The following is a 12,318-nucleotide window of genomic DNA, read 5'->3' on the forward strand; positions in this document are numbered from 1 at the left end:
GTCTATATCCTAACATTGAACGCAAAAGTAAGCAATCCTTTTTAATAAATTAGTTTAAAGACGAACGTTTTATGTTAATTATATAAAATCATTCGCCTTTCAACCTATTTACTTGATAGCCAGCATATTCTGTCACTTGTCGTAAATGACGATTTTCCGTAAGAATTGTAATGTGTGCAGCTTTCTTATAATTTTTACGTCTTTTCATATATAGTTGCTCTAATTCTTCCCTCGTACTACTTTGAACGACAGGCCTGTTTTTATCATTCTTTACTCTCATCCAAATATCTTGAAAAGTAGCATCTAAATATAAAACCAGTCCCGTCTTACGCATAATTCGAATATTTTCCTCATTCATCGCAACTCCGCCACCAGTGGAAATAATACAGGACTCATTACGAAAATTTTGAAGAAACTCTGTCTCAATCTTACGAAAATAGGCCTCTCCCTCCTGCTCAAATATTTCAGGAATCGACCTTTTTTCTTTTTTCACAAGCTCTTTATCCATATCATAATAGGGCATCTTCAATAAATAGCTCAGTCTTCTACCGACCGCACTTTTTCCACTACCCATAAAACCGACTAAATATACCTTGTACACGATTCACCAACTCACCACTACCAGAATTATTGTTCGATTGTATTAAAAATTTCTATTCTTTTGATAGTAGCATTAATATTGCTCAATTCCAACGAATCATATGTTCGATATTTCGATTGATAAGCAGTAGTGATAGATAAAATAGTTAGAGAAACAAATAACAGAAGTAAAATTGAAGCCGGCAATAGTACACCTCTCTCACTCTGAATTATACGTAACATAGAATGTATGCTCCTTATCTATCCCATTCTCAAATTCTACAGAAAAATATAACAGTTGACCTTCCATACTTACGTTTATAGATTTCACATGGAGTAACATTTGCTCATGTCCTAATCTATTTTTTTGTTTTCGAATCAAATTTTGATAAATTTCTATATCAAACTCATCTTCTTCCTTAATAAAACGTATACCAGTGTTTCTTGTTTGTACCATTATCATATCCAAATCATTCAAATAGTTTTCTACATCTTCTATAAACAAAGCCCACTCTGTTTCGGTAGGATTTGTCACCTGAACCTCCATCAAACTCAACCAACCGATAGTTACAGCGAATATATGAGAAAAAATTAGAAGTACTGAGAGTTGAAATACTGATTCGATCAAGGTATATCCTTGTTCATTATTTTTGTTCAATAAGATATAGGTAGGCAATTCATTTTCTCCTCACTCATTCCTTCATAATTTACACATATTTGTTGATTTTCAATTGTAAACGTATATTCTATCTCATCAATCCACAAGGAACCATGTAGCAAACGTTCTGCAAAGTACATTTTTACACCTTCATTTATTACAATCGAGGAATGATATTGCCTTTTTTTCTCTTCCAGTTGAACTACCATATTACTTAATATAGGCAGTAACATAGTTGCTATTAGAAATATTACACTTAAAGACACGATAGTCTCTGGCCAGGAAAACCCCTTGCTGTTATTCATATTTTAATTTTCCTTTACCTATATAAACGTAAACTTCCTTTAATCCATTGTCTGTTTCAAACAATAGAGTTCCAAATTCTTTGACGGTTCCATTTGGGTGAAAGACTATTTCTTTCAAGTAACTATTTTGAGATAATCGAATTCCTTTTGGCAATTCATATTCCAAATATATTTCATTTGAATATCTTACTTTATATTTTGTCCCATTCTCAAAAAAGTTTAAATGAGTATAGATTCCATCTGCCAAAGCAATACTCTGAAGACTTTGTACATCCAAGTGAAACTGTTTGAAAAAACGCTTCTCTTCCATCTTCTCAAACTTAGAAGAGGTAACAAAAATTATAGAGACCGACATTATCATTACTATAGCCAGAACAAGAAGCATTTCGATAAAAGTAAATCCTTTTTCATGTAAGAAATATCGTTTCATTTCTAGCAGCTACGTCTCCAGTAATCGTTACACTTCCATCATTCTCATCAATGATGATGTCTGTTCCATTAGGGCAACTCTCAATTCCTTTAAGATATCCCTCTTTTGTTAAATCCTCTACTTTTGGAATCTTTTTAAACTCTATTTTGTACGCTTGAATTTGTCCTTCCACCATTTTAGCAAAAGCCTTGCAACCCTTATCATCTATGGAGGCTGAATGCTTCGTCACATTTGGTATTGTTATTAAAATCAGAATAGAAATAATTAGTAACACTATCATCATTTCTATCAAAGTAAATCCTTTGTTGTTCCTTATCAGTTTTATCAATAGTTCCTTCTCCTTTTATACAATATTGATCATTTTATAAATTGGTAACAAGATTGCCAAGTATGCGCCAATGATAAAAATAGCCAGTATTAAGAAAAGTGTAGGTTGAAGAATACTTAAGTATTTGGATAGCTTTTCTTCTATTCTTTCTGTTACGAATTCGCTATACAGGCTCAACTCTCTACCTAGGTAACCACTTATTTCCCCGTGAATAACAAATTGATGGAAGTCTTTAGTAAAATGATTTAGCAACAATAAAGCATCTGAAAAAGACTCTCCATGTATTATTTTCTCTTTCATTTGAATCGAGATATATTGAAGTGTTTTATGTTCTTCCTGTTTGATCAACGAATCAAATGCTTGCTGAAGTGACATGCCGCTATCTATCAGCACTCCCATTTCTCTAGAAAATACTCTTGTCAAAAAGAGTCGATACCATTTATTTACTAACGGAATTTTTAAATAGAAAGCTATCTGAAACTCTATTTTCTTATTACGTATCATTTTTATAAGAACTAACATAGCAAAACAAAGAAATAGGAAACCAATCAAGAAATAATTAGGCAATTGCAGTAGTATACTCGTCCAAATTAAAGAATTGTCAGTATCTCCAGAAGATCTTGTATGTAGCAACGATTCCATATTTGGCAGGAAATAAATCTTAAATACAGTAAAAAGTAGGAAAATTACTACAAACAAAAATAATGGATACATCAATAAACTATTTAATCTTTTTCTAGCCCTTTCAAAAATAGACGCTTGGACACTTAGTACAAATATAGTATCTTGAAGTTTCCCGTGGTTTGTTGCCAAATCGATTGGAAGCAATAGCCTATTAGGAAAGCCTAATAATCTAAAAACTTCCGTAACACTTAAACCGTTTTTGTGCACTTCCGTCATTTTTTTAATTACCAAATCAGAATTTTTCACATGAAATGGTAGCAACATAGAAACAGATTCATGAAAGGTATAACCTTCTTGTAATAGTTCGCTAAGTCTTTTTAAGAAGGAAGGTTGTATATGCGATGGGATCGTTTCCCGTTTACGCGTACAATAGTCATTAATTTTTTTGAATAACACCTTCACGCACACCTCTCTCTATTTGATAAGAAAGTGTTAACGAATGAGGAATCTTAAAATCCGTTCCAGATATTAATGAGTTTAATGCTTCCATCAAAAGGTCTTCGGAAATAATTTCAAATATTGCCGATAAATCTGGCTGTTTCGTGAAGGAAACCGTCACTAGTCTCTGCGCAACTATACCAATTACTGTTTGCTTTAATTCCTCAGCCGACACTCCAAGATCCATCAACCGATATAATGAACCTACAGCATTTTTGGCATGAATAGTTGAAACGACCAAATGACCTGTCAAAGCAGCTTGAATAGCAGCTTTTGCAGTATCTTCATCACGTATCTCGCCGATCATAATGACGTCTGGTGAATGCCTTAATATCGCTTTCAATCCTGCTGCATACGTGACGCCTGAGCGTTCATTCACTTGAATTTGCAATAAGTGAGATTGACTATTTTCAACAGGATCTTCTAGCGAGATTACATGTCGATTTAAATTCTCCGAACAATACTTAGTGAGTGAATACATCGTTGTAGATTTGCCTGAACCAGTAGGACCAACAAAAAGGACTAATCCTTGACGATTAGTAGCAAGCTCCATTATTTTGTCCGAAGCATCTTGAAATAAGGATAAGGAATGCAATAGTTTCGCATTATCGTGTTGTTGGAGTCGAATAACTAATGACTCTCTTCCGAAAATGGATGGTAATGTAGAAACACGAAATGAAAATTTTTGAGAGTTAAAGATTTGTTGAAAGGAACCACTTTGTGGTTTTCTTTTTTCGCTGATATCAAGAGAGGATAAAAATTTGAAGAATGAAATAAACCGTTCTCCCATGTTTAGGGGAAGCTTCCCTGCTTCAAACATTTGAGAATTTTTCTTAAAGTAGTAATAGTAATTTTCTTCGTTTGGAATCATGTGCAAATCTGAAGCACCAAAACCATGAGCCTTCTTAAGTAGCTGAAAGCATTTTTGTTCGATAATATTTTCTAATTGCTGCATGCATCTTTCCTTTCTCCAGTTACAAGTTGTGACCGCAAAACAGCTTGTACAAAACTAGTATACTTGGAAATAAATTAAAAAGATAGATATATTATAGAATTTTCTAATAATTATATCGAATTAGTGAAACTCCTTTGGTAATTACAAAAGATTTATTATAATAGAGACAACATGTAGAAAAGAGGGAAAAAGATGCCGAATACATTACAGCTTACTAGTACGTTAGCCGATGAAACAAGGTATTCTATTTATCAATATATTGTAAAAGAAGCAAAAGTAGTTTCGGTACAGGAAATAGCCGATCAATTTGGTATACATCCGAATGTTGCGAGATTGCACCTATCTAAACTAAATGATTCCAATTTTTTGCGTTCTGAGCTTATCAAGAACAGGAAAGGTGGAAGACCTGCAAGAATTTATAGTCTTGCTGAAAATCCTGTATATTTAAGCTTTCCAAAGCAAGAGGATCATCTTCTTTTACAGTGGTTAATAGATCTTGTAAGTTCTCTTGGTGAGCAAGCTATTGTAAAAGGAAAAGAAATTGCATATGAAAATGGGAAAAAGCTAACGAGCAGTAAACTCACCTCTCCAGCGTCCTTTGAGGAAAAAATACAAATATTAACGGCAAATGCGGCATCTATCGGTTATTTTCCGACTATACAAGAGAAAAATCATAAAAAAGTGATTACGTTCGCCATTTATAATTGCCCGTACAAAAATCATTTGAAAAGTCAATCCGAATTAATTTGTGCATTACATGAATCCTTTTTAAGAGGACAATTTGATGCATTATTTCCAACAAATGATTTTATTCAATTGGAAAGCATGCAAGATCAATGTCAAAATTGCTTATATCACATAGAAGTTTTATAATGAGAATTAATGAACGAACATGTAACACTCAAAGTTACTTCTTTTAAAAACTTATAAATGGAACATATTTGTGACAAAATAAAGTGGAATACAAAGAAGAAATATTTTATACGGTTTACATGCGCGAACACTTTCATTTATAATGAATATGAGAATATTTGTGTCGTTGCAAAAGGAGGGACTACAAATGGGCAATATGTATAAAGTAATGGCTTTCTGGACAGGGATTTTTGCAGTTATGTTTTATTTAGGTGATATGACAGAAGCTTCTTTACTATTTTTAGCAAATACGGGGATTTTCCTTCTTTTAGGGTTCTTAAACCTTTCTGAACGTATGTATATGTACATCTTTGGAGCTTACCTAATGTTCTTCTTCGCTGGTTTTACATACTACACAACGTTTATTCACGTACCAGGAGCTGGACATTAATAATGTTCACAAAAAAGGCAGTTAGAATGATTTCATTCTAACTGCCTTTTAATATGGATTTTGCTTATGGTTTACCATTAACTTGTTGGAGCGTTCGCTCGACTCCTTAGGGGTTCATGTAATAAAGGGTAAGAACGCCACATCCTCATGCTATACAATACAACATCGTGTTTGCCCCAGTGGCTCTGCGCTCGCCCACGGAAAGCGAGTGGTTAGCTTCGAAACTGTCTACTTTTCTATTGTTTCAGTCAAAAACCATTTAAAAATGGATTGGATTCCATTTCATTTTCTGGAGTTGTCTCTGGACCATGACCAGGGTATAAAATCGTTGTTTCTGGCAAGGTTAATAATTTTGTATGAATAGACTTCATTAATTCTGCGTTGTTTCCTCCGGCCAAGTCCGTTCTTCCTACACTATTTTGAAAGAGTGTATCGCCTACAATTGCAAACGACTCACTTTCAAAATAATACGTTAAACTACCTGGTGAATGGCCAGGTGTATGAAAAAGCTGAATGGAGAAATCCTCTATTTCTAAAATGGATTCGTTTGACAATATAACATCCGCTTCTTTGCATGTAATAGATGTAATTTCAGCATATTTACCAGAACCGTTTTTGGAAGGGTCCATTAACCATTTCTTTTCAGCATTATGTATATAGACAGGAACCTTAAAAGCATCTCTTACATGGTCTACCGCACCTATATGATCAAAATGGGCGTGTGTTAACAAAATTGCGACTGGTTTTAAATTCAATCGTTTTAGTTCACTTATTAATTTTTCCGCATCACCACCTGGATCAAATACTAAGCATTGCTTAGATGCGTTTGATACGATATAACAGTTTGTTTGTATATATCCTAATGGATAAGATCTAACATTTAATATAATTATCACCTCTTTCCTATTCTAATCGTTTCTAATTCTTTGTTCAATTATTCGCCACTTTTATCTCTCGACAAAAATGGCGAATACAATTACAATAGAAGAGGAATATGTAAAGCGACATTCATTTTCTGATGTCGAAAGGAGTGTCTTTCATGAACTTATTAATGGTTATTTTTGGACTCGTTACAGTTTTAGCTGTAATCGGCACTTTCCAAGCTTTCAAAGAAAAGAATGTGCTAGGAGTTCTATTTAACTTTGGTACATTTGCTGTTTTTGGCTTCTTTACAGTCATGACAATCGTGAACCAAGGTTTTCCACCAAGCTTACACTAAAATGTTATGAAAAAAGCTGTTGTACAAGTTGTACAGCAGCTTTTTTCTATTCTTCTAGTTGTAACCATCGCTGTTCTTTAAAAGGATTTGTCTGAATCCAATGATCTTTCTCGTATCCTGCAAGACAGGTTTCTCCGTTTGGTGAACAATCAATTGGTTGAGCGTTTACCTCTCCCAACTCTTTCTCGCCTTCCAATGAATAAATTGAAAGAACTCCTCTTTGATCAATCTCATCCATATTCCCTGCTTCCACCGGTTTAATAAGAAATAATGAATTTGTATCTACAATAGAAATGGTTGGAATAACCCATTCCGAATAATTGCTAATAGCAGGCGTTGTCCATTCAAAGGAATTTTCATGATTTTTATCTTGCAAGCGATATTCAAATATATTTTTCAGTTCATTGATTTGAATATATAACATACTTTCACCTAAATTTTGAACATCCACTAAATGAGTTTCCCCTGTTTCTTTCAGTGTCTTCTCTTGAACAGAATATAGCATTAATTCATATCCATCTAAACCACTTTCAGACCCTCTAAACACCATCAAATGCTCATCATCATACCATTTAACGAATGGATTTTCTACCTCAATTGATTGTAATTGTTGAGTAGACCCATCATAAACAAATGTATTAAACGTCCAATCATCATAAAAAGCCGTGAATACTATTAGATCTTGATTTGTTGGATGCCAATCCATATATAATTCATCTGATTCAAAAGTTAAACTTTGTACTAAGAAACCATTCTTATGTATAATTTGCACTTCTGCTGAAGAAGAATTATTTGATGTATGTAATAATATCAATTCTTTGTTTGGATGTATGGTTGCTTGAATAATTGGTAGTGTAGAAGTATAAATAACCTTCCATGTATTTTTTGAAACTGAATAAGATTGCACAGTCCATTTTCCTTTATCTATAAGTACAAAAGCAATCTCGTCATTAGAAAGCCAACCAATCACACTGTGAAAGTTTGAGGAAGCCATTGAAATGGAAGGGATTTCTTGAGAAGGTGATATGGACGTATTTTCTGGAACTGAAATTTCATCTGTAACTGGGGTTTTAACTTCTTCTCCCCCGGGAATATTGATCTCTGTACAAGCTTGAAGCAATAGAACAAAAACAATAAGAATACCGATTCTCTTCAACTGACTCCCCCCTTCACCTTTATAATATTAGACGCACGAGTTGCCCTTTTGTTTCATACGAAAAGCACAGACTTTAATTTGTCTGTGCTTCTTTACTACTGCTCTTCTTTTTCAGCTTCATCAATTAATAGGTTTCCTGTTTTCAAATCGTAGAAACGGAGTAAATCTCCATTAATAATTTGATCAGAATAGCCTAGTTCTTGTGTTGCTCGATCTATATAAGGCTGGCAGCTAGCTATATCAGTTTCTTCTCCTGTTTCATTGTCAAAACAAGTGTTTCCAGCGTAAACCAATTTATCTGTAACAAATCCACCGTCTCGGAAAATAACAAAATCCTCATGGTCGTCAGAGAATACATCTGCTCCTAATTGCATATCTTTAGCAGTTTCTACACCAAGTAAATGCAATACTGTAGGTCTAATATCAATTTGACCAGCTGTTTCTGTTACTTCTTTTCCAACTCCACTATTAGGAATGTGAACAAAGAATGGTACTCTTTGAAGTTTTGCAGATTCATATGGTGTAATTTCTTTTCCTAAATATTGAGACATTGCAGCATTATGGTTTTCAGAAATACCATAATGATCCCCATACATTACAATGATTGAATTGTCATACAATCCTTGTGCTTTTAAATCTTCAAAGAACAACTTCAAGGCCTCATCCATGTAACGTACGGATTGGAAATACTTGTTTAATGTACGTGAATTAGAATTATATGGAGGGATGAGTTGATCCTCTTCATCTAAATCAAATGGATGATGGTTTGTTAATGTAATTAGTCTAGAATAGAACGGCTGTGGCATTTGTGCCATATGATCAACTGATTGTTCAAAGAATGGAATATCCTTCATACCCCAGTTAACAGCATCGCCTTCTTTTACTTCATAACTATTTACATCATAAAATTTTTGAATAGAAAGTGCTTGATACATCATATCACGATTCCAGAAGCTTTTGTTATTAGGATGCATTACGTTTGTGTAATAGCCTTCTTCGTTTAAGCTTTCTGCCATGGAATGAAACTTATTTCCTCCATGGGTAAAGAATACAGCTCCACCACCAAGTCCGTAGAGTGAATTCTCCACAATAAACTCTGAGTCTGATGTTTTACCTAGACCAGTTTGATGATAAAAGTTAGAGAAGTAAAACGTATCTTTATCTTTAGTCAAAGAATTTAAGAATGGGGTAACTTCATATCCATTCATATCATTATTAATAACAAAGTTTTGTAATGACTCCATGGAGACTACGATTAAATTACGACCATCTGCAAGCCCAAACATTTCAGCCTTAGGTTCTGCTTGGTTAGATCGTACATAGTTATTTACTTCTACAAGTTCACTACCATCAGCAAGTGCTCGCTGTGCATGAGACTTAGACTGAATATATATATCATATAAATGATAATTGTAAGGTCCTAGATTTTTCACTAACATTTCACGGTCAAAGCTTCTTGTAAGAAGCTGAGGTCTTTCTATTTCAGCTAATCCCAAATTTAAAAACAACACTGCAGCAGAAAGTACAAAGTATGCTTTTCTTTGTGCAGGTTTTACAATCGATATTTTGTCACCAATTTTCAACCATTTTAAAGCAGCTATAATGATTACCACATCTGTAAAGAAGAATATATCTGTTATGTAGATACTTTCCACAGCAGATGAACCTAAATCACCAAAATTACTTGTTTGGAATAATACTGGTAACGTTATAAAGTCTGTAAAGAAACGATAGAATACAGCGTTTGCATACAGAATAATTGCAAGTATTAAATTTGTAATGACAATATATCTATTTCTTGCTTTTGGACTTTTAAAGAAAAGTGATAGCCCATATACAAATAAAAGAAAACTTAACGGGCTTATAAATAGTATCGCTTGTTGCATCATATTCTCGATTTTCATATCAAAGCTAGTATGGTAAACCACATATGTTTTAATCCATGTTGCCACAATAGCTATAACAAGAATAGAATGTGTCGGCCAATTTTTTTTCTTCATGCCTACATCCTCCCCTTTTGTACTCTTAATAGTAGGAATAAAAGTAACAAAATATATCTTAATCCTTTCTTAACAATAAATCAATATAAATGATATTTACATTTGATATAATTTTATAGGTCCATAATTTTGCTACCCTCTATTAAACGTATTAAAACCAAAAAAGTTTCCTTTTTTAGTAAAAAATATAAAAAAGCGATTAATTTACGTAAATTAATCGGCTTTATTTCTGTCTATTATGTTCTTGTCGAAGTATGAGCAGTGCAAGTTGAAAGTCTTGTGCTTCAATCATTTGCATTTTATATAGTTCTTTTATTTCGTCTTCCATTAGTTCAAGATCTGCCAATCGATCTTTTGTATAAATGTACGTACCGAATCGTTTTAATAACTGCATAACATCATATACTGTCTTCATATTGTCCATCCTCATCCCGGTATAAATGACATTTTATCATTTGCTCATTAGTAATAATCAAATCTACTGGGAGGTCAAAATGCTCCTTTTCCAAGTCATCCCTTAATTGAAAATCAAACGCTAACGAAACTTTATGCCCTTTATAATTCATTAAAAAGCGATCATAATATCCTCCACCATATCCTATTCGATAACCAGATAGGCTATAAACAATTCCAGGAACAACTAAAAGATCAATGTTAGTTGGAGCTACTGGAGTTGTTAACAATGGATTTGGCTCTAATAATTGCATATACACGGTTTCTAATTGATCGAAGTTCTCTATCTTATAAAAGGTCATTGTCCGATCTTTTGGGGAGCATTTTGGCACAACAACGGTTTTACCCTTTTCCCATAATGCACGGATAATCCCTTCGGTATCCACTTCTGGAAAAGCCGAGATGGTTATTCCTATAGTAGATGCTTGTTGTACAGTTCCTAGTGTGAAAAAGCGACTCATGATTTGCTCTGATAATGTATGATAGGAGGACTGCTCTAAAGACGAAAGCTGTTGTTTCATTTCTGCTCTTAACTCTTTCTTTTTCATGCCATTTCCCTCCAATTTCACATAGAAAAAAACCAAAACCGAAGTTGGTTTTGGCTTAGGTTATTATTTAGTTTCTCTATGAAGAGTCATTTTCTTTTCACGTGAGCAATATTTTTTAAGTTCAAGACGTTCTGGATTGTTACGCTTGTTTTTCTTAGAAATATAGTTGCGCTCTCCGCAATCTGTACAAGCTAATGTAATATTAACGCGCATGGTTGTCCCTCCCACTCTTTTACAGGATGAAATATAAATTCTGAGCATGATTTATACGACTAACCCATTATAGCATATTATCCAAGAAAATCTACTATTTAATAAAAGAATTAATTCAAAGTTTTTTGGTATATGTTAGTATTATAAGAAGAAGTAATAATTTTGAGGTGAATTAGATGAGCTATACAATTATTATCATGATTATCGGAATTTTACTAATCATCGTTTCCTTTTTTCTTAAGGATTCCACGAAAAAAATGGAGTCAGAAGTAGAGGAACTCTCCATTACATTATATCAAGAAACAAGCGCTATTAAACGGAGACTAAAAATAGTAGAAGAGGAATTATTACTAGAAGGTTCTAAAATAACGGTTCCCAAAAAGCAAAAAACAAAACCTGTTATACACGAAATCATTAGAAGCCAAGTGCTTGAGCTGCATAAACAGGGCTATTCTCTACCAGAGATAAGTAAAAGGTCTTCCCTATCTATAGAAGATGTTAAATATGTAATTGGCGGTGGAAAATAAGATGAAAAGGACATCCATCCGTTCATTTGGTATCGGTTTGTTTATAGCAGGTGCTGTTCTCCAATTACAACATTTAACGCAAGAGGATGAAATCACATCGAAGCGCTCCATCACGGAGGAAGCATATGAAAAGTCACAAACAGAACTAAAAAATGTAAAGCAGCAATTAGCACAACTTCAGATGGACTTAGAGAATGCCCAAAAAGGACAACCTGTTACAGACGAATCGAAAGAAGAAGAAAAAGCAAAAGAGGAAGCAACACAGAGCGATACTTCTAGCGGTAGTACTCCATATACTTTAATCGTTCAAGCAGGCATGAATAGTAAAGAAATTAGTACTCTATTAGAGGAAGCTGGAATTGTCCAAAATAAACAAGATTTTGAAGATTATTTGGTCTCTCAAGATTTAGCTGGGCGTATTCAAATTGGTGAGTATGAGCTCGACTCCTCTATGACATTGAAACAGATTGCTGAAAAGTTAACTGGAAAATAGAAAATGAAAGAGGTCGTCCAGAAGATTTA

Annotated in this window: 19 protein-coding genes; 5 read left to right on the top strand and 14 right to left on the bottom strand. The window is 33.7% G+C overall.

Features of this window, described 5'->3' with window-relative positions; translation table 11 throughout:
• Positions 1-88: 88 nt before the first annotated feature.
• The 8 genes from PGC35_RS11715 to comGA are packed head-to-tail and all read right to left on the bottom strand — an operon-like array spanning position 89 to position 4,377.
• Positions 89-601, bottom strand: a complete 513-nt coding sequence (locus PGC35_RS11715; RefSeq protein ID WP_375219307.1) for a shikimate kinase — start codon at positions 599-601, stop codon at positions 89-91.
• 26 nt (positions 602-627) lie between these two features.
• Positions 628-786, bottom strand: coding sequence for a hypothetical protein (locus tag PGC35_RS11720; protein WP_375219308.1), 159 nt, complete (start codon positions 784-786; stop codon positions 628-630).
• 13 nt (positions 787-799) lie between these two features.
• Positions 800-1,255: a competence type IV pilus minor pilin ComGF gene (gene comGF / locus PGC35_RS11725; RefSeq protein ID WP_375219309.1), complete on the bottom strand. Its 456-nt coding sequence runs from the start codon at positions 1,253-1,255 to the stop codon at positions 800-802.
• Positions 1,234-1,542 carry a hypothetical protein gene (locus tag PGC35_RS11730; protein WP_375219310.1) on the bottom strand — a complete coding sequence of 103 codons (309 nt, stop codon included), beginning with the start codon at positions 1,540-1,542 and terminating at the stop codon, positions 1,234-1,236. The genes comGF and PGC35_RS11730 overlap by 22 nt, the downstream gene beginning before the upstream one ends.
• Positions 1,535-1,972 carry a competence type IV pilus minor pilin ComGD gene (gene comGD / locus PGC35_RS11735; RefSeq protein WP_375219311.1) on the bottom strand — a complete coding sequence of 146 codons (438 nt, stop codon included), beginning with the start codon at positions 1,970-1,972 and terminating at the stop codon, positions 1,535-1,537. Before comGD ends, PGC35_RS11730 begins: the two co-directional genes overlap by 8 nt.
• Entirely contained in the window at positions 1,950-2,297 is a 348-nt protein-coding gene (gene comGC, locus PGC35_RS11740; protein WP_375219391.1) for a competence type IV pilus major pilin ComGC, read from the bottom strand. Before comGC ends, comGD begins: the two co-directional genes overlap by 23 nt.
• An 18-nt stretch (positions 2,298-2,315) precedes the next feature.
• A complete protein-coding gene (comGB, locus tag PGC35_RS11745; protein WP_375219312.1) occupies positions 2,316-3,386 on the bottom strand; it encodes a competence type IV pilus assembly protein ComGB in 1,071 nt (356 codons plus the stop codon).
• Positions 3,361-4,377, bottom strand: coding sequence for a competence type IV pilus ATPase ComGA (gene comGA / locus PGC35_RS11750; protein WP_056831708.1), 1,017 nt, complete (start codon positions 4,375-4,377; stop codon positions 3,361-3,363). Before comGA ends, comGB begins: the two co-directional genes overlap by 26 nt.
• Positions 4,378-4,569: 192 nt before the next feature.
• On the opposite strand from comGA, the gene PGC35_RS11755 reads away from it, so the two are divergent.
• The gene (locus PGC35_RS11755; RefSeq protein ID WP_375219313.1) at positions 4,570-5,250 is read left to right on the top strand and encodes a helix-turn-helix transcriptional regulator; all 681 of its coding nucleotides are present in this window, start codon (positions 4,570-4,572) and stop codon (positions 5,248-5,250) included.
• A gap of 187 nt (positions 5,251-5,437) precedes the next feature.
• Positions 5,438-5,680, top strand: coding sequence for a DUF2626 domain-containing protein (locus PGC35_RS11760; RefSeq protein ID WP_053588888.1), 243 nt, complete (start codon positions 5,438-5,440; stop codon positions 5,678-5,680).
• Between the two features lie 248 nt (positions 5,681-5,928).
• Here PGC35_RS11760 and PGC35_RS11765 read toward each other — a convergent pair whose 3' ends face one another.
• Positions 5,929-6,567, bottom strand: coding sequence for an MBL fold metallo-hydrolase (locus PGC35_RS11765; protein ID WP_375219392.1), 639 nt, complete (start codon positions 6,565-6,567; stop codon positions 5,929-5,931).
• A 152-nt stretch (positions 6,568-6,719) separates the two neighbouring features.
• On the opposite strand from PGC35_RS11765, the gene PGC35_RS11770 reads away from it, so the two are divergent.
• Positions 6,720-6,899 carry a DUF2759 domain-containing protein gene (locus PGC35_RS11770; protein WP_053588887.1) on the top strand — a complete coding sequence of 60 codons (180 nt, stop codon included), beginning with the start codon at positions 6,720-6,722 and terminating at the stop codon, positions 6,897-6,899.
• Positions 6,900-6,945: 46 nt separating this feature from the next.
• Here PGC35_RS11770 and PGC35_RS11775 read toward each other — a convergent pair whose 3' ends face one another.
• From PGC35_RS11775 to rpmG, 5 genes are all read right to left on the bottom strand, one after another.
• The gene (locus tag PGC35_RS11775) at positions 6,946-8,055 is read right to left on the bottom strand and encodes a YqgU-like beta propeller domain-containing protein (protein WP_375219314.1); all 1,110 of its coding nucleotides are present in this window, start codon (positions 8,053-8,055) and stop codon (positions 6,946-6,948) included.
• A 95-nt stretch (positions 8,056-8,150) separates the two neighbouring features.
• Positions 8,151-10,055, bottom strand: coding sequence for an LTA synthase family protein (locus PGC35_RS11780; protein ID WP_375219315.1), 1,905 nt, complete (start codon positions 10,053-10,055; stop codon positions 8,151-8,153).
• Positions 10,056-10,278: 223 nt separating this feature from the next.
• Positions 10,279-10,470, bottom strand: a complete 192-nt coding sequence (locus tag PGC35_RS11785; protein ID WP_053588884.1) for a YqgQ family protein — start codon at positions 10,468-10,470, stop codon at positions 10,279-10,281.
• A complete protein-coding gene (locus tag PGC35_RS11790) occupies positions 10,454-11,056 on the bottom strand; it encodes a 5-formyltetrahydrofolate cyclo-ligase (RefSeq protein WP_375219316.1) in 603 nt (200 codons plus the stop codon). The genes PGC35_RS11785 and PGC35_RS11790 overlap by 17 nt, the downstream gene beginning before the upstream one ends.
• A 63-nt stretch (positions 11,057-11,119) precedes the next feature.
• Positions 11,120-11,269: a 50S ribosomal protein L33 gene (gene rpmG, locus PGC35_RS11795; protein WP_053588882.1), complete on the bottom strand. Its 150-nt coding sequence runs from the start codon at positions 11,267-11,269 to the stop codon at positions 11,120-11,122.
• Positions 11,270-11,445: 176 nt separating this feature from the next.
• Between rpmG and PGC35_RS11800 the strand changes: the two genes are divergently transcribed.
• Both PGC35_RS11800 and PGC35_RS11805 read left to right on the top strand, forming a co-directional pair.
• Positions 11,446-11,796 (top strand): hypothetical protein, encoded by a 351-nt coding sequence (locus PGC35_RS11800; RefSeq protein ID WP_053588881.1) that lies wholly within the window; start codon positions 11,446-11,448, stop codon positions 11,794-11,796.
• A gap of 1 nt (position 11,797) precedes the next feature.
• Positions 11,798-12,289 (top strand): hypothetical protein, encoded by a 492-nt coding sequence (locus PGC35_RS11805; protein ID WP_375219317.1) that lies wholly within the window; start codon positions 11,798-11,800, stop codon positions 12,287-12,289.
• The last annotated feature ends 29 nt before the right edge of the window (positions 12,290-12,318 follow it).

This window comes from Psychrobacillus sp. PGGUH221, assembly GCF_042055255.1.
Lineage (GTDB): Bacteria > Bacillota > Bacilli > Bacillales_A > Planococcaceae > Psychrobacillus.